Origin of the sequence: Nocardia sp. NPDC058499 (genome assembly GCF_042719915.1) — a bacterium.
In the GTDB taxonomy this organism is placed as follows: Bacteria; Actinomycetota; Actinomycetes; order Mycobacteriales; family Mycobacteriaceae; genus Nocardia.
Window position 1 is genome coordinate 77379 of record NZ_JBHXMZ010000014.1, and the last position, 22814, is coordinate 100192.

The 22814-nt window shown below is 66.6% G+C and carries 20 protein-coding genes; 14 read left to right on the plus strand and 6 right to left on the minus strand.

Annotated elements, in window-relative coordinates; genetic code table 11:
* Position 1: 1 nt before the first annotated feature.
* The 6 genes from ACFWPH_RS30600 to ACFWPH_RS30625 form a co-directional block, all read right to left on the minus strand.
* Positions 2–871 (minus strand): alpha/beta fold hydrolase, encoded by an 870-nt coding sequence (locus ACFWPH_RS30600; protein ID WP_378755677.1) that lies wholly within the window; start codon positions 869–871, stop codon positions 2–4.
* A gap of 92 nt (positions 872–963) precedes the next feature.
* Complete coding sequence (locus ACFWPH_RS30605; RefSeq protein WP_378755746.1) at positions 964–1329, minus strand: Rieske (2Fe-2S) protein; 366 nt, start codon at positions 1327–1329, stop codon at positions 964–966.
* Between the two features lie 257 nt (positions 1330–1586).
* Positions 1587–2732: an amidohydrolase family protein gene (locus ACFWPH_RS30610; protein WP_378755678.1), complete on the minus strand. Its 1146-nt coding sequence runs from the start codon at positions 2730–2732 to the stop codon at positions 1587–1589.
* 64 nt (positions 2733–2796) lie between these two features.
* Positions 2797–3888, minus strand: a complete 1092-nt coding sequence (locus tag ACFWPH_RS30615) for an amidohydrolase family protein (RefSeq protein ID WP_378755680.1) — start codon at positions 3886–3888, stop codon at positions 2797–2799.
* Positions 3889–3952: 64 nt separating this feature from the next.
* Positions 3953–5317 (minus strand): cytochrome P450, encoded by a 1365-nt coding sequence (locus ACFWPH_RS30620; protein WP_378755681.1) that lies wholly within the window; start codon positions 5315–5317, stop codon positions 3953–3955.
* A 169-nt stretch (positions 5318–5486) separates the two neighbouring features.
* On the minus strand, positions 5487–6347 hold the full coding sequence (locus tag ACFWPH_RS30625) for a mycofactocin-coupled SDR family oxidoreductase (RefSeq protein ID WP_195058230.1): 861 nt from the start codon (positions 6345–6347) through the stop codon (positions 5487–5489).
* Between the two features lie 481 nt (positions 6348–6828).
* On the opposite strand from ACFWPH_RS30625, the gene ACFWPH_RS30630 reads away from it, so the two are divergent.
* The 14 genes from ACFWPH_RS30630 (at position 6829) to ACFWPH_RS30695 (ending at position 22794) form a co-directional block, all read left to right on the plus strand.
* Complete coding sequence (locus tag ACFWPH_RS30630; RefSeq protein WP_378755682.1) at positions 6829–8376, plus strand: AMP-binding protein; 1548 nt, start codon at positions 6829–6831, stop codon at positions 8374–8376.
* 114 nt (positions 8377–8490) lie between these two features.
* Positions 8491–10140, plus strand: a complete 1650-nt coding sequence (locus ACFWPH_RS30635; protein WP_378755683.1) for an FAD-dependent oxidoreductase — start codon at positions 8491–8493, stop codon at positions 10138–10140.
* A 69-nt stretch (positions 10141–10209) separates the two neighbouring features.
* The gene (locus ACFWPH_RS30640; protein WP_378755685.1) at positions 10210–11073 is read left to right on the plus strand and encodes an alpha/beta fold hydrolase; all 864 of its coding nucleotides are present in this window, start codon (positions 10210–10212) and stop codon (positions 11071–11073) included.
* 1 nt (position 11074) lies between these two features.
* Complete coding sequence (locus ACFWPH_RS30645) at positions 11075–12745, plus strand: bifunctional 3-(3-hydroxy-phenyl)propionate/3-hydroxycinnamic acid hydroxylase (protein ID WP_378755686.1); 1671 nt, start codon at positions 11075–11077, stop codon at positions 12743–12745.
* Positions 12702–13649 (plus strand): 3-carboxyethylcatechol 2,3-dioxygenase, encoded by a 948-nt coding sequence (locus ACFWPH_RS30650; protein ID WP_378755687.1) that lies wholly within the window; start codon positions 12702–12704, stop codon positions 13647–13649. The genes ACFWPH_RS30645 and ACFWPH_RS30650 overlap by 44 nt, the downstream gene beginning before the upstream one ends.
* Positions 13650–13697: 48 nt before the next feature.
* Positions 13698–15479 (plus strand): FAD-binding protein, encoded by a 1782-nt coding sequence (locus ACFWPH_RS30655; protein ID WP_378755688.1) that lies wholly within the window; start codon positions 13698–13700, stop codon positions 15477–15479.
* Positions 15476–16777 carry an LLM class flavin-dependent oxidoreductase gene (locus ACFWPH_RS30660; RefSeq protein ID WP_378755689.1) on the plus strand — a complete coding sequence of 434 codons (1302 nt, stop codon included), beginning with the start codon at positions 15476–15478 and terminating at the stop codon, positions 16775–16777. The genes ACFWPH_RS30655 and ACFWPH_RS30660 overlap by 4 nt, the downstream gene beginning before the upstream one ends.
* A 27-nt stretch (positions 16778–16804) precedes the next feature.
* Positions 16805–17689 (plus strand): coniferyl-alcohol dehydrogenase, encoded by an 885-nt coding sequence (locus ACFWPH_RS30665; protein ID WP_378755690.1) that lies wholly within the window; start codon positions 16805–16807, stop codon positions 17687–17689.
* Between the two features lie 22 nt (positions 17690–17711).
* Entirely contained in the window at positions 17712–18701 is a 990-nt protein-coding gene (locus ACFWPH_RS30670; RefSeq protein WP_378755691.1) for a cyclase family protein, read from the plus strand.
* A gap of 79 nt (positions 18702–18780) precedes the next feature.
* On the plus strand, positions 18781–19374 hold the full coding sequence (locus tag ACFWPH_RS30675) for an NADPH-dependent FMN reductase (RefSeq protein WP_378755693.1): 594 nt from the start codon (positions 18781–18783) through the stop codon (positions 19372–19374).
* A gap of 146 nt (positions 19375–19520) precedes the next feature.
* A complete protein-coding gene (locus tag ACFWPH_RS30680) occupies positions 19521–20411 on the plus strand; it encodes an alpha/beta fold hydrolase (protein WP_378755694.1) in 891 nt (296 codons plus the stop codon).
* 52 nt (positions 20412–20463) lie between these two features.
* Complete coding sequence (locus ACFWPH_RS30685) at positions 20464–21303, plus strand: SDR family NAD(P)-dependent oxidoreductase (protein ID WP_378755696.1); 840 nt, start codon at positions 20464–20466, stop codon at positions 21301–21303.
* Positions 21304–21346: 43 nt separating this feature from the next.
* Positions 21347–21544: a ferredoxin gene (locus tag ACFWPH_RS30690; RefSeq protein ID WP_280416826.1), complete on the plus strand. Its 198-nt coding sequence runs from the start codon at positions 21347–21349 to the stop codon at positions 21542–21544.
* Between the two features lie 2 nt (positions 21545–21546).
* Positions 21547–22794 (plus strand): cytochrome P450, encoded by a 1248-nt coding sequence (locus tag ACFWPH_RS30695; RefSeq protein WP_378755697.1) that lies wholly within the window; start codon positions 21547–21549, stop codon positions 22792–22794.
* Positions 22795–22814 lie beyond the last annotated feature (20 nt).

Sequence of the window (22814 nt, forward strand, 5' to 3'; positions counted from 1 at the left end):
GTCATCGGTCGCCCAGGAATTTCAGGATCTCCGGGGCGGCCAGCACCCAGGTGTCGAACATGTTGTACTGCTTCGCCCGCCCCTGCGCACGGTCCTCCATGGCGCGCTCCCAGGCGTCCTCGGGCCACGGGGGGTCGATCAGCGTCGAGCCTTCGATCAGGCAGTGCACCTCGAGCGAGGTGCGTTTCGGATGGTCCATATCCTTCGCGCCACCGCGGATGATCAGCGTGGGTACCTGGATCCGTTCGAACATCTCGTCGTCCACGCCGGGGATCGTCTGACCCGGTTTCGGTACGTAGGCGTTGAGCCAGCGCAGTGAGAGTTTCACGAACTCGTCGGAGTCCAGGGCGCGCAACCGCTGTTCGTTGGCCGGGTTCTCCGCGATCAGCTCCTGCCATTCCTTCATCCGCAGCAGGCCCTCGGTCCCCAGCGCCCGCACCGTCTGCAGGCTGGGCAGGACGTAGTAGGCGCCGAGGTTGAACGTGCCGTAGACCCCGCCGACGATATTCCACAGGACGAGATCGGTGACGAGCTCGGGGTACAGCATCGTGGTGAGCATCGAATCCCGCGCACCGCCCGATCCGCCGGCCAGGATCACCGGTCCGGTACCCAGTTCGGTCAGCAGCCCGCGCAGGGTTTCGGCGCGCATATGCGATTCGGTCTGCCCGTAGAACTGCACATCGGAGGCACCGCAGTTGGGCCGGTCCCACAGCAGGACCCGGTAGCCGCCGGCGACGAGGGCCTCGGCCAGCGGTCGCAGCCCGGGTATCTCTTTGCTGTACCGGCCGCCGGGTGTGAGCACGATGAGATCGCCGGTGTCACCGAGGATCTCGTAGACCACCTTGCCGCCGTTGACCGTTGCCGTGGGCATTGCACACTCCTGCCAAGGGTTCGGGGAGCCGCCCGGTGCGGGAACTCCCGCGGCCGGGCGAGTGAGCGGCCGGCCGGGATCTGCTGTTCGGTTCAGGCGGTGACCAGTACGTCGTCGCCGACGACCCGCACCGGGTAGGTGCGGATACTCCATTCGGGTTTCACCGCGGTGGTACCGGTGGCGAGTTCGAACCCCCACTGATGCCACGGGCAGTAGATGAATTCGTTGTCCCGCACCATCACCGAATCACCGGGTACCGATTCGTCCACCACGGTGCGGCCGCGCGCCCGACCCGAACACAGCGGGCCGCCCTCGTGCGGGCAGTAGTTGGCGATCGCGTAGAAGGTCCCGTCGACGTTGTAGACGCCCACCCCGTGCCGCCCGATAGGCACCACTTTCGACGAACCGGGCGGGATCTCGTCGACGGTGGCGACGATATGCTCCCGTCCTTGTGCCAGCCGCGGAGCGGCTCCGTGCGCCGGTGCGGGACTGCCGCCGCGTGCCTCGGTGTTGCTGTCGGCGGACGCTGCCGAGTCGATGGCTATACCGCCGGAAAGCTGGGCGGAGGCACCGGATCGATTTCCGGGGGCCGCGGGGGAAGCCTCGGGTCGTTCAGTGGAGCTGCCGGATTGCTCCCGGGACGGTGCAGCGCCGCGGGGTGTCGCCGGTGAGCTCGGGCCCGGAGAACGCAGGGGAGCTTCGTTTCCGTCCGCCATCAGTGCACCCGTACCTGTCCGGGCAGCGCCGGTACGGTTTCCGGCAGGTGGTAGGTCTCGATACCGTTGCGGAACATCACCTTTTCGCGTGCCGCGGGCGGGAGATGTTTCACCAGCCAGCGCGGGTCGTCGAAGGTCCAGTGCGGGTAGTCCGAGGAGTACAGCAGGATCTTGTCCGCCTCCATCCATTCGAACGCCCGGGTGAGTTCGGTTTTGTCCTCCGGGTAGTCCAGCGGCTGAGTGGTGAACTTGATGTGTTCCTTCACGTACTCCGACGGTTTCCGCGTGATCGACATGAACGTGCCGCGGGCCGCATAGATGGCGTCCATCCGCCACATCAGCGGCAGGATCCAGGTGAAGGCGTGCTCCACGAAGACGATGCGCAGCGCCGGGAAGCGGTCGAAGACCCCGTCGAAGATCAGGCTCATCACCTGGTTCGCCGCGAGCAGCGAGTAGGTGACCATGAAATCGTGGTTGTAGCTGGGGAAGCCGACCGGCGGCATGGGCATGGTCTCGTAGGCGCCGCGGCTGAGATGGCAGCTCACCGGCAGATCGTGTTTCACCGCGGCGGCCCAGATGGGGTCGTAGCGGGCGTCGCCCCACGAAGGCCGTGGTTCGGCCTTGATGAGGATCTGCGCCATGTACGGATGTCCGGCCCACTGCTCGATCTCGGCGACCGCGGAGTTCGGATCGTCGATCGCCACACAGATCGATCCGCGCCAGCGCTGATGCCAGTTGTTGTGTGGGTCCAGCCACTGCGCGTTCAGCCAGCCGTTGACCCCGGTCGCCATTGCGGCGGTGGCCTCGGGCAGGCGGGTTGCCTTCACGGTCGGCTCGAGGATCACGATATCGGAGCCGGCGTCCATGATGAGCTGGCGGAACGCCATATCCGGGTCGCTACCGGGGAATTCGCCGTTCTCCGGGAACGTATCGACCCGCATCGCCTTCGAATGCGCATAGTCGGGCGCGTCGTAGATGATCGTGTCGCCGACACGATGACTGAGAAAGAACGAACTGCGCCATGGTTCCGGGATATGTTCCACCAGATCACCGCGGCGGGGGACGGGGTGGACATCGGAATCGACGACGCGCACCGGAACCAGTTCCGTGGAGGGAACCCGGGCCCGGTCCTGGGCCATTGTCATAACGCCTCCTCGAGCACCATTGCGGGAAGGTCCGGCCGGCCGCACCGCGACCGCGGAGCAGACATCAGCCGACCGCCGTGACGGCATCTACATCGATGCTGTACAGCTGCGCGGCATTTCGCCAGTACAACTTTTCGCGCTGCTCGGTGGTCAGCGCGGCCGGCAGGATGTCGGTATCGCCGGAGTGCCAGTGCGGATAGCTGGATCCGAACATCACCATCTCGTCCTTGCCGGTGAAGTCGAGCCATTCCCCGGCGAAGGGAGCATCGCCGGGACCGTCGATCGTGGCGTGCACGAAATACACATGTCCGCGCAGGTAATCGCTGGGCATCCTGGGTGCCCACGGCGTCTGTTCGAGGTGTGGCCGGCCGAAGGTGTCCATCCGCCAGGTGAACGGGGTGAGCAGATCGGCGCCGCCGTCGCCCCAGACGAATTTCAGGTCCGGGTATCGCTCGAAAACGCCCTCGGCGATCATATTCATCAGGTGATAGATGTAGTTCAGCCCCATGAACCCGAAGTACTGCTCATAGGTGCGTGGATGGCCGGACGGTGTCGGTGGGAGACCGATACTTTCCCCGGTCTCGATATGGGTGGCGACCGGTAGGTTCGCCGCCGCGGCGGCCTCCCACAGCGGCCAGAACTGCGGTTTTCCGTACACTTCGCGCGATTGCAGCGGGATACCGAGCTGGACGATGCGGGGGTGATCACCCAGCCGGTCGATTTCGCGCAGTGCGCCGCTGATGTCCTCGGGATTGACGCGCAGGGTGCCGCGGAAGCGCTCATGATAGGTGCCGCTGTCGAGCCAGCGCGACACCATCATATCGTTGTGGGCGGACAGTACTGCAGTGGTGAGGTGCCGGTCGGGCAGGATACCGCGGGTCATCGGATGCAGGACGGCTACATCGACACCGCGTTCGCCGAACAACTGCTGCCCCACGAACTCCGGGTCCGAACCCGGGTACCCCTTATGTGGCCCGCGGGCGCCTGCGACGTATTCACCGCCGGGGGCGCCGTACCAGTCCATCTCCGGGTCGGGGATGCCGCGGCTCTTGAACGGCTCGCGCAGATGGTCGCGCATATCGTCGTTGGAGCGGAAGAAAATATGCACGCTGGTATCGATCACCGGGGTGCGGGTGCCGTCGGGCAGTTCCTTCATCGCGGTCCTCGTCGGGAAATCGAGAGTGCCGGCCGGACCCCGCGGTATCGGCCGGCACCCGTGGTCAGTACTGGAAGTCGATCACCGCGGCTTCGGGCCGCTCGGTGACCGGCGCGGCGAGGCCCTGCTCATCGCAGATCCGCTGCAGATGGTCGAGGGTTTCGTCCAGGCCGGGGCCGCGGCGTGCGCCGGGAGTGAAGGTGGCCGGCAGGTTCCGCATCCCCTGGATGACACCGATGGTGTCGTAGTGCACCGTGCCTTCCGGGTCGCATTTGTAGTCCGGCATCCGGTCCAGAACCGCCAGCAGCATGGACTTGAACACCGTCCGCGCCACATTGGATCCGATGCACCTGTGCACGCCCAGTCCGAAACTGAAGTGCCGGTTGCCCTTCCGGTCCATGACGATATCGTCGGCGTCGGGGAAGATGCTCTGGTCACGATTGGCCATCGCCCAGGACAACCACAGCCGTTCACCCTCTTTGAATTCGGTGCCCTGATAGGTGCAGTCGTCGGCGATGGTGCGGCCGTCGCCCGGGGCGGGTGTGAAGTAGCGCAGGAATTCCTCGGTGGCGGAGTCCAGCAGGTCCTCGCGATCACGGCTGAGTTCCTCGCGCTGGTCCGGATTCTCCGACAGCCATTCGAGGGAATGGGCCGTGAGCGCGGTGGTGGTATCGAAGCCGCCACCGATGAGCAGGCCCATCATCCCGAGTAGTTCCATATCGGGGGCGGGCTCACCGTCGATGCGCAGTTCGACGAGCGCCTTGATGAGGCCGGGCTTCGGGTTGCTCTTGGCCTCGTGCAGGCTGGTGAGGATATCGATACCCATGGTCCGGTGCATTTCGGCGACCCGGGGGGCGTCGGGGGAGTCCTCCGGTGTGTATACCGAGGCGTGTACCGGATCGCTGTACACCGACCACTTCTTCAGTGGGATGCCCAGCATCGCCAGGGTCAGTACGGCGGGGACGATATTGGCGAGATCGTCCACGAAATCGATACGGCCGGTCTCGATCTTCTCGTCGATACTGGCCCGGACGATCTCGTCGATGAACGGCTGCCAGCGTTTCACCGCGGCGGGCGACAGGTACGGATTGAGGATCGAGCGGTAGGTGCGGTGTTCGGGATCGTCCATCTCCAGCATGCCGCCGCGGACCAGCGCGGCCCGCTGCGCCTTCGGAATCGAGATGCCCTGGTAACCGCGGCGTTCGTTGTGCACATCGTGGTCGACCGACACCTCGGGGCAGCGGGCGAGTTCGAAGACCGCGTTACCGCCCGCGGCGACCCAGTGCCCGCTGTAGGTATCCGACCACGCCACCGGGCATTTCGCATGCATCTCGTGGGTGATCTCGGAAAATTTCTCCCGGTACTCGGGAGTGTGCCGGTCGAAGTGGTACCGATTCTGCTTGCGCTGGTCGTTATCCGTAGATGTCACGGTTTGTTGTCCCTTGCTGGTCACTGATCGGCGAACCTTCGCCGGGGGCCCGGAACTCTGCGCCGCTCCGGGAATCGTCGGATTGCCGACTCGCCACCGGGCCGGCGGCGGGCGCGTCGATCGCCTGCGATATGCGCGCGCCGCCTGCGCCGGGGTGGCCGGGTGCGGCTCACATCTTGTGGTCGTACCACTTCAGGTAGCCGCCACCGTCGACGCGCATCTGCATACCGGTGACGAAGCGGGCTTCGTCGGAGACGAGATACAGGATGGCGTTGGAGATATCGACCGGCTCGATCCACGGGGTCTTCATGGCCTGCTGGACATGGAAGGCGGGTTCGGCGTCGGCGCGGGTCGGGTTCTCCAGATCCGGGCGGAACGACCGGTACATGGGCTCGCTCTGCAGCATGTCGGTATTGCAGTTGGTCGGGTGTACCGCGTTGGCGCGGATACCGCGGGGCGCCAGGTGCCGGGCGATATCGAAGATGTAGTACGACAGTGCGCGCTTGGAGTGCACGTAGGCCATACCGCCGAGATCCGCTCCCGGATTGTCCATCTTTCCGGTGTCGATCATCGCGGCGGTGGAACCGGTGGCGATGATGGACGCTCCCTCACCGAGGTGGGGGAGCGCGGCCTGGATGGCGTTGATGGTGCCGACGAGGTTGGTGTTGATGACGTCGATCCACGCCTGGATATCGGGCTGACCCTTCATCCCGGCGACACCGGCCTGGGCGATGACGATATCGAGCTTGCCGAATTCGGCGACACCGGCGTCCAGTGCCGCCTTCAGCGCGACGGCATCGCGGACATCGGTCTGGGTCGCGACGATACGGCGTCCGGTCTTCTCGACCAGGCGCACGGTTTCTTCGAGGTCTTCGGGTGTGGCCAGCGGGTAACCGATGGTCGACATGTTCTGGCACAGGTCGACGGCGATGATATCGGCGCCTTCCTCCGCCAGTCGTACGGCGTGGCTGCGGCCCTGACCGCGCGCGGCGCCCGTGATGAATGCGACCTTGCCCTCAACACGTCCCACAGCATTCCCTTTCGATCTGTTGTCGAGATACCTGCCCGGGTGTGCCGGACCGCGGGAAGCGGTGGCACGGGGCAGGGTGCGCGGCGAGTGCCGCGCGGCGATCCGGCCGCGGCCCCGATGCGGTGTCGACCCAGCGCCGCCGGGTACCGGTTGCGGACATACGGCTGTTCTCGTATGCGAAAAGAACTGCGTTTTCGCATACGAGAACGGTACTCTACCCGTGGGGTCGGCGGCAAGGTTTTGCGAGAAGCCCGGCCGGATGCGTCGATTCGAATCGGCCCGCCGATTCGGGTGCTCTACCTCGCATGATGGCTTCAGCGCTCGGACGCCGATCGGCGATTTCGGCATTTTCTTTGCAAGAGAATTGAATTTTCATCAGCCGGCGGTGCCTCCCGGGCCGGCCGGGACGGTGGTCGATGACTCCGGCGGCGCGAAAGGGGTGAACGGTTATGACGATCCGAGGCGTACGAGGTGAGCACCGATGACCCGCATCGTTCCGGGCGACCTGCGGCAGCGCTACGAATCGGCCGGCTGGTGGACCCGCGACACCATGGGGGATCTGCTCGGCCGCTCGCTCGCGGCCGCGCCCGGCACGGCGTTCCGGGTGTATTCCGATATCCGGCCGTGGCAGGGCACATTCGCCGACGTGGAACATCTCGCGCGACGCCTGGCCGCGGGGCTGCGTGCTCGTGGCGTGGGGCCCGGCGATGTGATCGCGTTCCAGCTGCCGAATTGGATGGAGGCCGCGGCGACCTTCTGGGCGGCGTCGTTCCTGGGGGCGGCGGTCGTCCCGGTCGTACATTTCTACGGTCCCGCCGAACTGGCGCATATCCTGCGCGTTTCGCGACCGAAGGTATTCGTCACCATGGCCGAGTTCGGCCGCCGGACCCATGATCCCGAGCTGACGGCGGAGGTGCCGATCGTCGGTGTGGTGGGTAGCGATTTCGACGAGCTGCTGGCCGCGGACCCGATGCCGGGTGTGCTGCCGGCGGATCCGGCCGGCCCCGCGCTGATCGCCTTCACCTCCGGTACCACCAGCGCACCCAAAGGGGTGGTGCACAGTCATCAGACCCTCGGCTGTGAATCGCTCCAGCTCGCCGAACGCAACCGCGACGATCGTGGTGAACAGCTCACCGCGACCCCGGTCGGTCATTTCATCGGGATGGTGGGCGCGTTCCTGCTGCCGGTACTGCACGGCCGTCCGGTTCATATGCTCGATGTCTGGGATCCCGGCCGTGCGCTGGCCCTGATGAAGGGGCAGGGGCTGGTAGTGGGCGGCGGGCCACCGTATTTCGTGACCAGCATGGTCGAACACCCCGATTACACACCGGAGCATCTTGCCCATATGAAGTATGTCGGGCTGGGTGGTTCGGCGGTGCCGGCCGCGGTGACGCGCATGCTCACCGAGCTGGGTGTGGTGGCGTTCCGCGCCTACGGCAGTACCGAGCATCCGTCGATCACCGCCTCGGCGCTGGACGCGCCGCCGCGGGAACGGCTCGATACCGACGGCCGGGCGATGCCCGGGGTGGAGATCCGGATCGCGCCGGACGGGGAGATTCTCAGCCGGGGCCCGGATCTGTGCCTGGGATACACCGATCCGGAGCTCACCGCGCGGGTCTTCGATGACGAGGGCTGGTACCACACCGGGGATATCGGAGTGCTGGATTCGTCCGGATGCCTGACCATCACCGATCGCAAGGCCGATGTGATCATCCGCGGTGGCGAGAATGTCGGCGCGCGTGAGGTCGAGGATGTGCTCGATGCGATGCCGCAGGTGGCCGAGTCGGTGGTGATCGCCCTGCCCGACAGCCGGTTCGGTGAGGTAGTGGGGGCTGTGCTGCGCCTGAATCCGGGCTGTGTGCTGCCTTCGCGAGCCGAAGTGCGCGCGTTTTTCGAGCGGGCAGGGGTTGCACGGCAGAAGTTGCCGGCGCGGTTGTTCGAGGCCACGGACTTCCCGCGGACCCCCAGCGGCAAGATCCAGAAACATTTGGTCCGGAAGGGTATTGCGGCATCCATCCTGCGAGAATAAGATTCTCAAAAAGGGAGATTAGCGTTTTACGCGAGTCGGTCCGGCTCGTGCCCCGCACGACAGCCCGCCGGACCGGCGCCCCCGACTCCGCCTGCTCGCCGAAAGGACAGCGCAGTGCCATCGCACCAGTCGCCGGTTGCCGGATCCGATCCAACGATCTGGGACGAACAGACCGATATCGTCGTCCTGGGCACCGGTGCCGCCGGGCTCACCGCGGCGCTCACTGCCGCAGTCGAAGGTGCCGCGGTGGCATTGTTCGAGAAGGCGCCCACGGTCGGCGGAACCAGCGCGGTCTCCGGCGGATTGGCCTGGATTCCCGCGCATTCGCGGGCCGAGCGCGAACTCACGGTCGCCGACGCCTTGGCCTATCTCGGTGCGCAGTCACTGGATTCGATGGACGACGAACTCGTCGAGGTGTTCGTCCGCACCGGTGCGCGGATGCTCGATTACGTCGAACTGCACAGCGGTGTGAAATTCGAAGTGGCCGAGGGTTTTCCCGACTACAAACCGGAGCTCCCCGGGGGGCGGCCCACCGGCGGCCGGTCTATCGGCCCGGCCGCCTACGACCTGGCCCGGCTCGGAGAATGGCGGGAACGCCTCACCACATTCCCGCTGGACTGGAGCAATGTCGGATTCGACGCCGAAACCCGGGCTCGGCTGCGCGCCGTCCTGGGGGATGCGTCCGCCGATGTCTGTGTCGCCGGTCAGGCGCTGGTGGCGGGGCTGCTCGAGGGTGTGCTGGCAGCGGGGATCACGCCGCGTACCGGTGCGCGCGGGGTGGAACTGATCGCGGAGAACGGGGCGATCGCCGGGGTACGGGTCACCGTCGACGGGCGGGAGATCGCGGTCCGGGCGCGGCGCGGCGTGGTACTGGCGACCGGTGGTTTCGAATGGGATGCCGGATTGGTCAAATCGTTCCTGCGGGGGCCGATGACCGGGCCGGTATCGCCGCCGAACAACACCGGTGACGGACTGCGGATGGCGATGGCGCACGGTGCCGACCTCGGCAATATGGGTGAGGCCTGGTGGGTTCCGGTGGTGCAGCTGCCGGGCGATACGATCGACGGCCGGCAGCGCAGTCGCAGTGTCCGGCTGGAACGCACCCGCCCGCGCAGCATCATCGTGAACCGGGCCGGGAAACGGTTCGTCAACGAAGCCGCAGAATACAACTCGATGGCGGGCGCCTTCCACTACCTCGATCCGCGCGGCGGCTACGTCAACAATCCCGGCTGGATGGTGTTCGATGCCGAACATCTGCGCCGGTACGGATTCCTGGGTGTGGAACCGGGGGGCGCGGCACCGGAGTGGTTCTGCGAATCGGCCGACCTCGCCGAACTCGGCGCCCGGACCGGTATCGATCCGGCGGGCTTGCAACGCACGGTGGCCGACTGGAACCGGGCGGTGGCGGCCGGATCGGATCCCGACTTCGGCCGCGGCGCCAGCGAATACGACGGCTACTGGGGGGATCCCGATGCCGAAACCGTCGCGGGTCGCACGTTGGGGCCCGTCGATACCGGCCCGTACTACGCCGTTCCGGTGACGGTCGGCGCCATGGGCACCAAAGGCGGGCCGCGTACGGATCGCGACGCCCGGGTCCGGCATATCGGCGGTGCGGTCATTCCGGGGTTGTACGCGGTCGGCAATGCGATGGCCGGGGTGACCGGCCGCGCCTACGGCGGGGCCGGCGGAACCATCGGCCCGGGCATGGTTTTCGGGTTCCGGGCCGGATACAACGCGGCCACCGGCGAGTCGGCGGAGGGCTGAACCCGTCCGTGCCCCGGGCGTGCGGGGCGGGAGATCGGCGTGGGCCAACGGAGAGAGCGGAAGGTAGCAGTGTCGGAATACGAGAGCGTGTGGTGCGATCTGCAGGGGGTCGCGTTCAGCCAGGGATACCTGGATGTGGCGGGAGTGCGGACGCGCTACCTGCACGCCGGTGACCGGAACAAACCGGCATTGGTCCTACTGCACGGGTCCGGCGGGCACGCCGAGGCCTATATCCGGAACCTGGCGGCGCATGCCGAGCATTTCTCGACCTGGTCGATCGATATGCTCGGGCACGGTTATACCGATAAACCCGGGCATCCACTCGAGGTCGAGCACTATGTGCGGCATCTGATCGCGTTCCTGGACACCATCGGCGCTCCCCACGCGCATATCAGCGGCGAATCCCTGGGCGGGTGGGTGGCGGCCCGCGTCGCCTGCGACCATCCCGGCCGGGTGGACCGGCTGGTCCTCAACACCGCGGGCGGTTCGCAGGCCGATCCCGAGGTGATGGCGCGGATAGTGACCCTGTCCATGGCCGCGGCCGCCGAGCCCACCTGGGAGACGGTGCAGGCCCGCATCAAATGGCTGATGGCGGATAAATCCAAGGATTACGACGATATCGTCGCGAGCCGGCAGCGGATCTACCGGCAACCCGGATTCGTCGACGCCATGCGCGACATCATGGCGCTGCAGGATCCGCAGATCCGGGCCCGCAACCTGCTGGGCGCGCGGGAGTACGGGGCGATCACCGCACCGACGCTTGTGGTGTGGACCAGCGACGACCCCACCGCCGACGTCACCGAAGGTAAACGGATCGCCTCGATGATCCCCGGCGCCCGGTTCGAGGTGTTGCCGGACTGCGGGCATTGGCCGCAATACGAGGCACCGGCGGCGTTCAACGCCCTTCATCTCGAATTCCTGCTGGGTGGTTGATATGGATACCGGTAACGGCAGCACTCCCGCCCGCTACGACGTTGTCGTCGTCGGCGCGGGACCGGTCGGGCTGACCCTCTGCAATATGCTCGGCCGCTACGGTGTCCGGACACTGCTGGTGGAGGAACGACCCGCTCTCATCGACTACCCGCGCGGTGTCGGTATCGACGACGAATCGCTGCGCACCCTGCAATCCACCGGGTTGGTGGAGCAGATCCTGCCGCATACCAACCCGAACCAGATCATGCGTTTCGTCGACGGTGACCGGCGGCTGCTGGCCGAGATCGCGCCCACCGACCAGCAGTTCGGGTGGCCGAAACGCAGCGGTTTCATCCAGCCGCTGGTCGATGCCGAACTGCTGCGCGGCCTGGACCGGTTCGACTGTATCGATATCCGCTGGGCCACCGCGATGACCGACTGCCACGACGCCGGCGACGAGGTCCGGGTGCGGTTGGACACCGCCGACGGGCCGGAAACCGTTCATGCCCGCTATGTGGTGGGCAGCGACGGCGGGCGCAGCGCCACCCGGCACGCCATGGGCGTGAGTTTCGAGGGCACCACGTCCTCGACCCGCTGGCTGGTGGTCGATATCGACGGTGATCCGCTCGGACATCCGAACGTCGAGGTCGGGGCGGATCCCGTGCGGCCGAACGTCTCCATCTCACTGGCGCACGGGATCCGCCGCTTCGAGTTCCTGCTGCATCCCGGCGAAACCGATGAGGAGGCCGAAACCCCGGAATTCCTGGCCCGGCTGCTCGCACCGTTCGTCCCGCACCCGGAGCGGCTGGATGTGATCCGGCGGCGCGTCTACACCCATCACTCCCGCATCGCCGGTGAATTCCGGAAGGGCCGGTTACTGCTGGCCGGGGACGCCGCGCACCTGATGCCGGTTTGGCAGGGGCAGGGCTACAACAGCGGGATCCGGGACGCGGCGAACCTGGGCTGGAAGCTCGCGGCCGTCGCGTCGGGCCTGGCCGGTGATGCCCTGCTCGATACCTACGACCAGGAGCGGCGCAAACACGCCCGCGCGATGATCGACCTGTCGACCATGGTCGGGCGGGTCATCTCGCCGACGAACCAGCGGGTCGCCGCGGTCCGGGATGTGGCGGTGCGTGCGCTGGCCGCGGTACCGCCGTTGAAACGCTACGTCCTGGGGATGCGGTTCAAACCCATGCCGCGCTACGACCGCGGCGCGGTGGTCCACGGCTGGTCCCGGTCACCGAATTCGGCGGTCGGCACCCTGTTCGTCCAGCCGCGAGTGGCCACCCGGGCCCGGCCCGACGTGCTGCTCGACGACACCCTCGGGCCCTGGTTCGCGGTGCTGTGCTGGAACAACCAGCCGCGCAAGGTACTGGGGGATATCGAGTTCGCCCGCTGGAAAGCGCTGGGCGCCCGGTTCGTGGAGGCCCGGCCCGCCACCCAGTTGCACTGGGCCGGCCACGACGACCCCGATGTGCTGGTGGTCGGCGATCACACCGGCGCGCTGAAGAAATGGTTCGACGGCCAGCTCGATTCCGTGCTGTTCCTGCGCCCGGACCGGTTCGTGGCCGGCGCCTCTATCGCCCAGCACGCCCCCGAACTCGGTGCGGCACTGCGGGACACGCTCACTCTGACCCCGGGAGGTACCGATGCCGCTGGCCGTATGCTGCGTCTCGCACAGCCCGCTCCTTGAACTCCCGGGACCGGGCCGCGAGCTGCTGAGCGAGATCGGCGGGGCCCTCGATCAGGCCCGGGAATTCGTGCGGAACTTCGATCCCGAACTGGTCGTGCTGTTCGCGCCGGACCATTACAACGGGTTCTTCTACAAACTGATGCCCCCGTTCTGTCTGGGCACCGCGGCGGCCGGTGTCGGGGACTACGGCACCCACTCCGGCCCCCTGAACGTTCCCGGGGAGCAGGCGCTGGCGCTGGCCGAGGCGCTGCTCGAGGCCGGCATCGATATCGCCACCTCGGCGGAGATGTCGGTCGATCACGGCACCGTGCAACCGCTGCAGCAGCTGTTCGGAGACGTCACCGCCCGGCCGGTGATCCCTGTCTTCCTGAATTCGGTCGCGACCCCGCTCGGGCCGCTGCGCCGGGTGCGGGCCCTCGGGACCGCGGTCGGGCAGCATCTCGCGACCCTCGGGAAGCGGGTACTGGTGCTCGGCTCCGGCGGACTGTCGCATGATCCGCCCGTTCCGCAGCGCGCCACCGCGCCGCCGCCGGTGCTGGAGCGGATCGTGCACGGCCGGCCCATGACCACCGAACAGCGACAGGCCCGGCAGACCGCGGTGATGGCGGCGGCAGCGGAATTCACGGCCGGGGACGGGCCGCTGCAACCGCTCAACCCGGACTGGGACCGGGAATTCCTCGAGCTGGTCGACACCGGAGGTCTGGCAGCCGTCGACAGCTGGTCCAACAGCGAGATCACCCGTACCGCAGGGAATTCCGCGCACGAGATCCGGACCTGGGTGGCGGCCTTCGCGGCCCTCGCGGCGCAGGGCGCGTACCGGACCACTGTCCGGTACTACCGGCCCTCGCCCGAACTGATCGCCGGATTCGCCATCCGCACCGCGCGCCCGGCCGACCCCGGGTAGCCCGCCGCCGCCACCCGTATCGACCACCCGAAGAAAGGTAAGGACATCGTGACCACGGAGGAACCGGATACTGCCGGCGCCGAGGAGTCCGGCGCCGGCTACGACGAAACCGTCGATGTGCTGGTGGTGGGGTCCGGCGGTGGCGGGATGTCGGCCGCCCTGAAGGCCGAGGCCGACGGCCTCGAGGTCCTGGTCGTCGAGAAGGGCGCGAAATACGGTGGTTCCACCGCGCTGTCCGGCGGCGGTATCTGGGTGCCGAACGCCCCCGCTCAGCGCCGGGCCGGTTTCGAACTGGACCCGGAGGCGGTCGTCGAATACCTGAAGACGATCACCGGCGGGCTGGTCACCGAACAGCGGCTGCGGATGTATGTCGAGAAGGCCCCGGAAATGATGGCTTTCCTCGAAGAGCGCAGCGACTGGATGCAATTCATCTGGAAACCGGGATATGCCGATTACTATCCGGAACTCGAAGGCGGCTCAGGGCAGGGCAGCACCATCAACGTCCCGCCGATAGACACCCGTGCGCTGGGGTCCGAGGAAAACGAACTGCTCGAACCACTTGCCCTGGCGCCCAAGGGAATCTGGCTGGGGCCCATGGATCTGCGGCTGTTCTATCAGGTGCGGCAGAACTGGCGCGGTAAAGCGGTACTGCTGAAACTGATCTGGCGGATGGTGCGTGCGCGGATCTTCGGCGATCGGATCGTCACCATCGGGCAGTCGCTGATCGCCCGGTTGCGGCTCGCGTTGAAAGAACGCAATATCCGGCTCTGGCTCGGCGCACCGATGCAATCGCTGCTCGCCGACCCGGACGGCCGGGTGACCGGCGCGGTGGTCGAACGGGACGGTGCGCAGATCCGGATCCGGGCCCGCCGCGGGGTGATCCTGGCGACCGGCGGTTTCGAACGCGATATGGACCGGCGGCGCGCGGAACTACCGGAGGTGGACACCGACTGGAGCTTCGGTAACCCGCTGAACGTCGGCGACGGTATTCGCGCCGGGGAAAAGGCCGGCGCCGCCACCGAGCTGATGGACGAATCCTGGTGGTTCCCGGCGGTGCAGTGGCCGGACGGCCGGATGCAGTTCATGCTCAACGAACGGATGATGCCCGCCCAGTTCATCGTCAACGGCGCGGGCGAGCGGTTCATCAACGAAGCCGCACCCTATATGGACTTCGGCCACGCCATGATCGAAGGTCAGCGGGCCGGAACCACCCATATCCCGTGCTGGCTGATCACCGATAAAAGGTCCTGGCACCGGTATGTGATCTGCGGGCATCTGCCGATCCCCAAGGTGCCGTTCGCGCCGGTCCCGACCGGTGGGAAGGTCCCGCAGGCCTGGCTGGAATCGGGGGTCGTGGTGGAAGCGGGATCCTGGGGCGAGCTCGCGCGCAAGATCGATGTCCCCGCCGGCAACCTCGAAGCCACCGCCGAGCGGTTCGGCGAACTGGCCCGTAAGGGTCACGACGACGATTTCGGGCGCGGCGACAGCGTCTACGACAACTACTACGGCGATCCCACTCTGCCGAACCCGAACCTGTATCCGATCGGGAAACCGCCCTACTACGCCTTCCGGATCGTGCTCGGCGATCTGGGCACTTCGGGCGGGTTGCGCACCGACGAATACGCCCGGGTGCTGCGCGCCGACGGCACCGTGATCGACGGCCTGTACGCGACCGGGAACTCCTCGGCGGCGGTGATGGGCCGCAGCTACGCCGGCGCGGGGGCCACCATCGGGCCGGCGATGACCTTCGGATACGTCGCGGCCCAGCACTGTGCGCAGCGTGAGTCATCCGAAACCGAAACGATCGAATCCACCGGAGGTAACCGATGAAAATATCCCTCTTCTACGAGTTCGCCCTGCCGCGGCCGTGGACCGACGACGACGAATTCCAGATGTTCCAGGACGGGCTGGACGAAGTAGAAGCGGCGGATAAAGCCGGGTTCTCCACGGTCTGGCTCACCGAGCACCATTTCCTGGAGGAGTACTGCCACGCCACCGCGCCCGAGATGTTCCTCGCCGCGGCCAGCCAGCGGACGAAGAACATCCGGCTCGGTTTCGGTGTCATGCATCTGCCGCCGGGAATCAACCATCCCGCCCGCGCGGCGGAACGAGTGGCGACCCTGGATCATCTGTCCGGCGGCCGGGTGGAATTCGGTACCGGTGAATCGTCGTCGGTGGCCGAGCTCGGCGGGTTCAATATCGACCCGGCGGATAAACGCGCCCAGTGGGAGGAAGCCCTCGAGGTGACCGTCCGCGCGATGACCGAGACCCCGTTCAGCGGGTTCAAGGGCGAGCACATCACCATGCCGCCCCGCAATATCATCCCGAAACCGCGGCAGACCCCGCACCCGCCGCTGTGGGTGGCCTGCACCCGGCCGTCGTCGGTGCAGATGGCGGCCCAGAAGGGTATCGGTGCACTGAGTTTCGCCTATACCGGGCCGGAGGCGCTCGGCGAGCGTGTACGCGGCTACTACGAGGAATTCGAGAACGCCGCCGCACCCTCGGTACCGCAGATGAACCCGAATATCCTGGCCATCGGCGGTGACCTGTCGATGATGGTGGCCAAAACCGATGAAGAGGCGGTCAAACGCCTCGGCGTGGGCGGCGGGTTCTTCTCGTTCGGCATCATGCACTACTACATGACCGGTATGCACACCCCCGGCCGCACCGGCGTATGGGACAGCTACCTGGACGCGGTGAAGGAAGACGAAACCCTCGCCTACGGTCCCGGTCGCGGTGCCATCGGCGGCCCGGAGACGGTGCGCGAATTCCTGCGCGGCTACGAGCAGAGCGGGGTCGACGAGATCATCTTGCTGCTGAACCCGCGCAGCCATGAAGGAACCATGGAATCCATCGAGATCATGGGCAAAGAGATCCTGCCGGAATTCATCGAACGCGATGAGGCCGCCCGGGCGGAGAAGGCCAAACGGCTCGAGCCGGTCCTGGAAAAGGCCGAAGCGCGGCGGCGGCCCTGGGCAGTGCCGGAATTCGACGAGAGCTATTCGATCGGCGGCCTGCCCACCGGCCGCGGCGGAAAATTCACCGCCAGCGAGATCCCCGAGGCCATGGCCGAGATCAACGAAGGCCGGGTGAAGGCCGCGCAGGCCCTGAAGGAACAGCAGGGCTGAGCGGCAGCAGCGGGAGAGGAGAGCGCGGTGCCCGAGGTGGATTCGATCGGCCGGCGGTGGCGTTACGACGGTAAGCGGGTGGTGGTGACCGGCTGCGCCTCCGGGATCGGTGCCTGCCTGGTGACGCAGTTGCGGGATCTGGGCGCCGAGATCGTCGGACTCGACCGGTTGCGCCCGGGTACCGAACTCGACGAGTTCCACGAGATGGATCAGGCGGATCCGTCGTCCATCGACCGGGCCGCACGCTTGATCGGGACCGAGGTCGACGTCCTGTTCAATATCGCCGGAGTCTCCTCTGGTATCGGCGACCCGTTGCGCGTCGCCACCATCAATTTCCTCGGGATGCGGCATTTCACCGAAGCGCTCGTCCCGCATATGGAACCGGGCTCGGCGGTGGTCAGCGTCTCCTCGCTGGCCGCCTCCGGATACCTGGAAAACCGCTGGGCGGTCAACGGATTGCTGGAAACCACCTCGATGGAGGAGGGAATCGCCTGGTGTACCGCGAATCCCGAGGCCATCGCGGACGGCGGCTACCGGCTGTCCAAAGAGGCGATCATCCTCTACACCGTGCGCCGATCGGTGGAACTCGCGCGGCGCGGTATCCGGATGAACTGCACCGGACCCGGCGTCACCGAAACCCCCATCCTGGACCAGCTGCGCTCGGCATACGGCCAGGACTATCTCGACGGGATCCCCAAACCGCTGGGCCGGTCCGCCGATCCCGTCGAACAGGCGTCCGCACTGCTGTTCCTGGGCAGCCGCGCCGCCGGATACATCACCGGCCAAGTGCTGTGGGTCGACGGCGGCAACCTCGCCGCGCGGCTGGCCGGCGAACTGGCGGGACCGCCCCCGCACACCACCGGGGCGGGCTCGCCCGAATCCGCCGGGGCAGTCCCGGGCGAGCGGAAATAAGCAGCTGGAAGGAACAGGCAACGTGGCATCTCTGACCGATTTCTACAAACTCGGTGACTCCGTCCGTAACTGGGGCCGCTGGGGCGCCGACGACGAACTCGGCACACTGAACTTCATCACCCCGCAGAAGGTCGCCGCCGCGGCCGGACTGGTCCGGCACGGAAAAGTGTTCCCGCTGGGCATCGACTTCGGCTCCAACGGCCCGCAGGGCGCCTTCAAATTCCGGGCCAATCCCACCCATGTGATGACCGTCGACGGCGGCGACGCCGAAACCCTGACCGAATACGGTCCGAAATGGCTGCAGAATTCGGTGGCCGGCGAACTGGCCGGATTCTTCGCCGACAATCCGTTCCGGTTCAACGACGATATGCTCATCATGCCGCTGCAGGCCGCCACCCAGTGGGACGCCTTCTCCCACGTCTACTACGACGACAAGCTCTACAACGGTTTCCCGGCCGATTCGGTCACCAGTATGGGCGCCTTCCACTGCGGTATCGAAAAGGTCGACAGCAAGGGGATCACGAGCCGCGGTGTCCTGCTGGACCTGGTGAAATACCGTGGCGCGGAAACTTTCCTCGAGGTCGGCGAACCGATCACCGGCGACGAACTCGACGAATGCGCGAAACGCCAAGGCGTGACCGTCGAATCCGGCGATATCGTGCTCGTCCGCACCGGCTGGTGGAACCGTTTCCTCGAAGCCGGTGACGGTGCCGAACCCTATTCGGGCCTCGACTGGACCTGCGCCAAATGGCTGCACGACCACGAGATCGCCGCCGTGGCCGCCGACAACCTCATGGTCGAGAATCCCATTTCGGGGGTCGAGGGCACGTTCCTGCCGATGCATATGCTGTGCCTGCGCGATATGGGCCTGATGCTCGGCGAATACTGGGATTTCACCGCACTGGCCGCCGACTGCGCCGCCGACGGCGTCTACGAATTCCAGCTCATCGCTCCGCCGCTGCGCGTAGTGGGCGCGGTCGGTTCCCCGATCAACCCGATCGCCATCAAATAGGAGCGGTGATGCGCTGGGAACCGGACCGGACAGTGAGTGACAACAGTCAGGGGCACCGACGATGACCGCGGGAAGCACAATGATGGATCGGAACGCACCGGAGACAGATCGGCAGCCGTTCGTCGTCGGACTCGGCGGCACGCTACGCGCCGGATCCTCGACCGAGCGAGCGCTGCGGCACTGCCTGGACGCCGTCGAGCAGCGCGGTGGCCGCACCGCGTTGTTCAGCGGGGAACAGATCAATCTGCCGATGTACAACCCGCACGAGCCGGCGCGCACCCCGCAGGCCGAGGCGCTGGTGGAGGCGTTGCGCGCCGCCGACGCGGTGATCGTCGGCTCGCCCGGCTACCACGGTGCCATCTCGGGCCTGGTGAAGAACGCCCTCGACTACGTCGAGGATATGCGCACCGATCCCACGGTCTACCTGGACAACAAACCCTGGGGCTGTATCACCTGCGCCTACGGCTGGCAGGCCGCCGTCGGAACACTGGGCCAGCTGCGCGGGATCGGGCATGCGCTGCGGGCCTGGCCCACACCGATCGGGGTCGCGATCAATTCGGCCGACAAGATCTGGGACGACACCGGCGCCCTGATCGACACCGGTGTGCAGGGTCAGCTCGAACTGCTGGCGATGCAAGTGCTCACGAGCGCCAAGCCGATCGGCACGGCATGAGCGAGTCAGGCCCGGAGGCGGCAGCGGAGCGTAACCACGGAGGGCCCTCGTTCATGCCCCATAGGCACGGCATGAGCGAGTCAGGCCCGGAGGCGGCAGCGGAGCGTAACCACGGAGGGCCCTCGTTCATGCCCCATAGACACGGCATGAGCGAGTCAGGGCGCCCGGGGGCGGTGGCTTCCGGATATGAGCATCGTTCGATCGAGGTCGACGGGCTGCGTACCCATTTTCTCGAAGCGGGCGCGGGCGAGCCGGTTGTGCTGCTACACGGGGGCGAGTTCGGTGCGAGTGCCGAACTGGGCTGGGAACACGTCATTCCCGCGCTCGCGCAGCGTTACCGCGTACTGGCCCCCGATATGCTCGGATACGGCGATTCCGCGAAAGTCGTCGATTTCACCGACGGCCGCGGAATGCGGATCCGGCATATCGTCCGTTTCTTGGCCGTCCTCGGTATCGAATCCGCTTTCTTCGTCGGTAATTCGATGGGTGCGGTGAATCTGCTCGCCGATACGACCGCCACGAATCCGCTGTTGCCGGTGCGCGCCATGGTGACCATCTGCGGTGGCGGCCAGATCCAGGCGAACGAGCATATGCGCGCCCTCTACGATTTCGACGCCACCCTGCCCGCCATGCGCGCGATCGTCACCGCCCTCTTCGCCTCGCCCGCGTACCCGGCCGATGAAGACTATGTGCGGCGCCGGTTCGACTCCGCCACCGAACCCGGTGCCTGGGAAGCCATCGCGGCCGCTCGCTTCCGTCGCCCGGGCGCGCCGACACCGCCCGCACCGGGCGACCGGCCGTTCGAACGGATCCGGGTGCCGACACTGGTACTCGAAGGTGGTGCCGACAAACTTCTGCCCCGCGGCTGGGCCGCCGAGGTCGCCGCCCGGATCCCGGAGGCCGAATCCGCGGTGATCGCCGATGCCGGTCATTGCCCGCAAATCGAACGCCCGGACGCGGTGAACCCCCTGCTCCTGGATTTCCTGGGTCGGCAGACGCGAGCCGGAACGGCAACGCAGTACGCACACAGCGGATGAGCCGGCGCACGGAGGAGGAGCAGGGGTTTGGTGACGAAAGGATATGCAGCGCATGGGTAACGAATTGGCGGGCAAGGTCGCGGTGGTGACCGGCGGCGCGTCCGGACTGGGCAGTGCCATGGTCGAACGGTTCGTTGCCGAAGGCGCGCGTGTGGTCGTCGGTGATATCGACGCCGAGAAGGGGCAGGTCCTGGCCGACCGCTGTGGGGCCGCCGCGCGGTTCCGCGTCACCGATGCCGGCGATCCCGGCCAGGTCGCCCAGCTCGTCGACCTCGCCGTTCGCGAGTTCGGCGGCCTGCACATCATGTGCAACAACGCCGGTATCTCCGGGAAGATGCACAAAAGCATCCTGGACGACGATTTCGCCGACTTCCAGCACGTGATGTCGGTGAACGTGCTCGGCGTCATGGCCGGTACCCGGCTGGCGGCCCGGCATATGGCGGACAACGGCGGCGGATCGATCATCAATCTGTCGTCGGTGGGCGGCGTGCAGGCCGGCGGCGGCGTGATGACCTACCGCGCTTCCAAAGCCGCGGTCATTCATTTCACGAAATCCGCGGCCATCGAACTCGCCCGGTACGACGTGCGGGTGAACTGTATCGCCCCCGGAAATATCCCCACCGACCTGCTGGCGAAGGCGTCGAGCACCATGTCGCCGGAGAAAGCGGAACGGATGACCCGCGCCATGCGCGACATGATGAACCGCGACCGCCCACTGCCACGCGAAGGCACCCCCTCCGATGTCGCCGAGGCCGCGGTCTACTTCGCCGGCGACCGATCGCGCTACCTGACCGGCACTGTCCTGGCCGTGGACGGCGGCACCACCGCCGGCAAACCCGTGCTGCGACGCAGTACCGAGGCGGCCAACGGTTCCGCCGCCGCGAAATCTTGAGCGGCCCCAGCCCCGACCACCTTCACCCGAGAAAGAGGACCTCATGAAAGTGTCCGTCGAACAAGGGAAATGCATTGCCGCCGGGCACTGTGTGATGGCGGCCGACGCGGTATTCGATCAGCGCGAGGACGACGGCATCGTCGTGCTGCTGGACGAGAACCCACCGGACGATCTCGCCGACGAGGTGCGCGAAGCCGCCGCCGTCTGCCCCGCCATGGCCATCCACGTCCACGAGGAGTGACAATGACGAACACGTCTGAGTCCGAGACCCATGCCGCCTCCGATACCGGGGCGATCCTGGAGTATCCGATGGAACGGGCCGTAGGCTGCCCGTTCGCGCCGCCGCCGGAGGTACTCGGGCTGGTGACCGCACGTCCGCTGTCCCGCGTCCGGATCTGGGACGGCAGTACCCCGTGGCTGGTCACCGGTTACGCCGAACTCAAGGCGCTGATGTCCGACCCGAGGATCAGTACCGACGATCACCAGCCCGGTTTCCCGCATTGGAACGAGGGCATGCTCGATATGGTGAACCACCGGGCCCGCTCCGTATTCAATACCGACGGGGAGGAACACAGCCGATTCCGCCGGATGATGACCAAACCGTTCACGGTGAAACGGGTCGACGCACTGCGCCCGGCGATCCAGCAGATCACCGACGACCATATCGATGCCATCCTCGCGGGCCCGCAGCCCGCGGATCTCGTCGAAGCGCTCGCCCTGCCGGTACCTTCGCTGGTGATCAGCGAAATGCTGGGCGTGCCCTATGAAGACCACGAATTCTTTCAGCAGCACGCGACGACCGGTGTATCGCGTTTCGCCACCGCCGAGGAATCGGCGAAGGGACGAGTGGGTCTGGCCCGCTATCTGATCGATCTGATCAAAACCAAAATGGCGAATCCGGCCGAGGATATGGTCACCGAACTCGCCGAACGGGTCACCGCCGGCGAGATCTCCATGAAGGAAGCCGCCCAGATCGGCACCGGTGTGCTCATCGCCGGTCACGAGACCAGCGCGAATATGATCTCGCTGGGCACACTCGCGCTGCTGGAGAATCCGGACCAGCTGGCTTTGCTACGCGATACCGACGATCCCAAGGTCGTTGCCAACGCGGTCGAGGAACTGCTGCGCTATCTGAGCATCATCCAGAACGGGCAGCGGCGGGTCGCCCTCGACGATATCGAGATCGGCGGGCACACCATCAAGGCCGGTGAGGGCGTGATCATCGACCTCGCGCCCGCGAACTGGGACCCGAACCAGTTCCCGAACCCGGACACCCTCGATCTGACCCGCCCCGCCCGCCTGCATGTCGGTTTCGGCTTCGGCCCGCACCAATGCGTCGGCCAGCAGCTGGCCCGCGTGGAATTGCAGATCGTCTTCCGGACCTTGCTGAAACGGATCCCGTCCATGCGGCTCGCAATTCCGCTCGACGAGGTCGAATTCAAACACGACAAACTGGCCTACGGTCTGTACCGGCTGCCGGTGACGTGGTGAACCCGAACAACTGCGCCGAA

Coding starts and splice junctions, on each gene's coding strand:
- ACFWPH_RS30600 (WP_378755677.1), bottom strand. CDS start 871: ATGCCCACGGCAACGGTCAACGGCGGCAAGGTGGTCTACGAGATCCTC.
- ACFWPH_RS30610 (WP_378755678.1), bottom strand. CDS start 2,732: ATGACAATGGCCCAGGACCGGGCCCGGGTTCCCTCCACGGAACTGGTT.
- ACFWPH_RS30615 (WP_378755680.1), bottom strand. CDS start 3,888: ATGAAGGAACTGCCCGACGGCACCCGCACCCCGGTGATCGATACCAGC.
- ACFWPH_RS30630 (WP_378755682.1), top strand. CDS start 6,829: ATGACCCGCATCGTTCCGGGCGACCTGCGGCAGCGCTACGAATCGGCC.
- ACFWPH_RS30645 (WP_378755686.1), top strand. CDS start 11,075: ATGGATACCGGTAACGGCAGCACTCCCGCCCGCTACGACGTTGTCGTC.
- ACFWPH_RS30650 (WP_378755687.1), top strand. CDS start 12,702: ATGCCGCTGGCCGTATGCTGCGTCTCGCACAGCCCGCTCCTTGAACTC.
- ACFWPH_RS30660 (WP_378755689.1), top strand. CDS start 15,476: ATGAAAATATCCCTCTTCTACGAGTTCGCCCTGCCGCGGCCGTGGACC.
- ACFWPH_RS30675 (WP_378755693.1), top strand. CDS start 18,781: ATGATGGATCGGAACGCACCGGAGACAGATCGGCAGCCGTTCGTCGTC.
- ACFWPH_RS30680 (WP_378755694.1), top strand. CDS start 19,521: ATGAGCGAGTCAGGGCGCCCGGGGGCGGTGGCTTCCGGATATGAGCAT.
- ACFWPH_RS30685 (WP_378755696.1), top strand. CDS start 20,464: ATGGGTAACGAATTGGCGGGCAAGGTCGCGGTGGTGACCGGCGGCGCG.
- ACFWPH_RS30690 (WP_280416826.1), top strand. CDS start 21,347: ATGAAAGTGTCCGTCGAACAAGGGAAATGCATTGCCGCCGGGCACTGT.
- ACFWPH_RS30695 (WP_378755697.1), top strand. CDS start 21,547: ATGACGAACACGTCTGAGTCCGAGACCCATGCCGCCTCCGATACCGGG.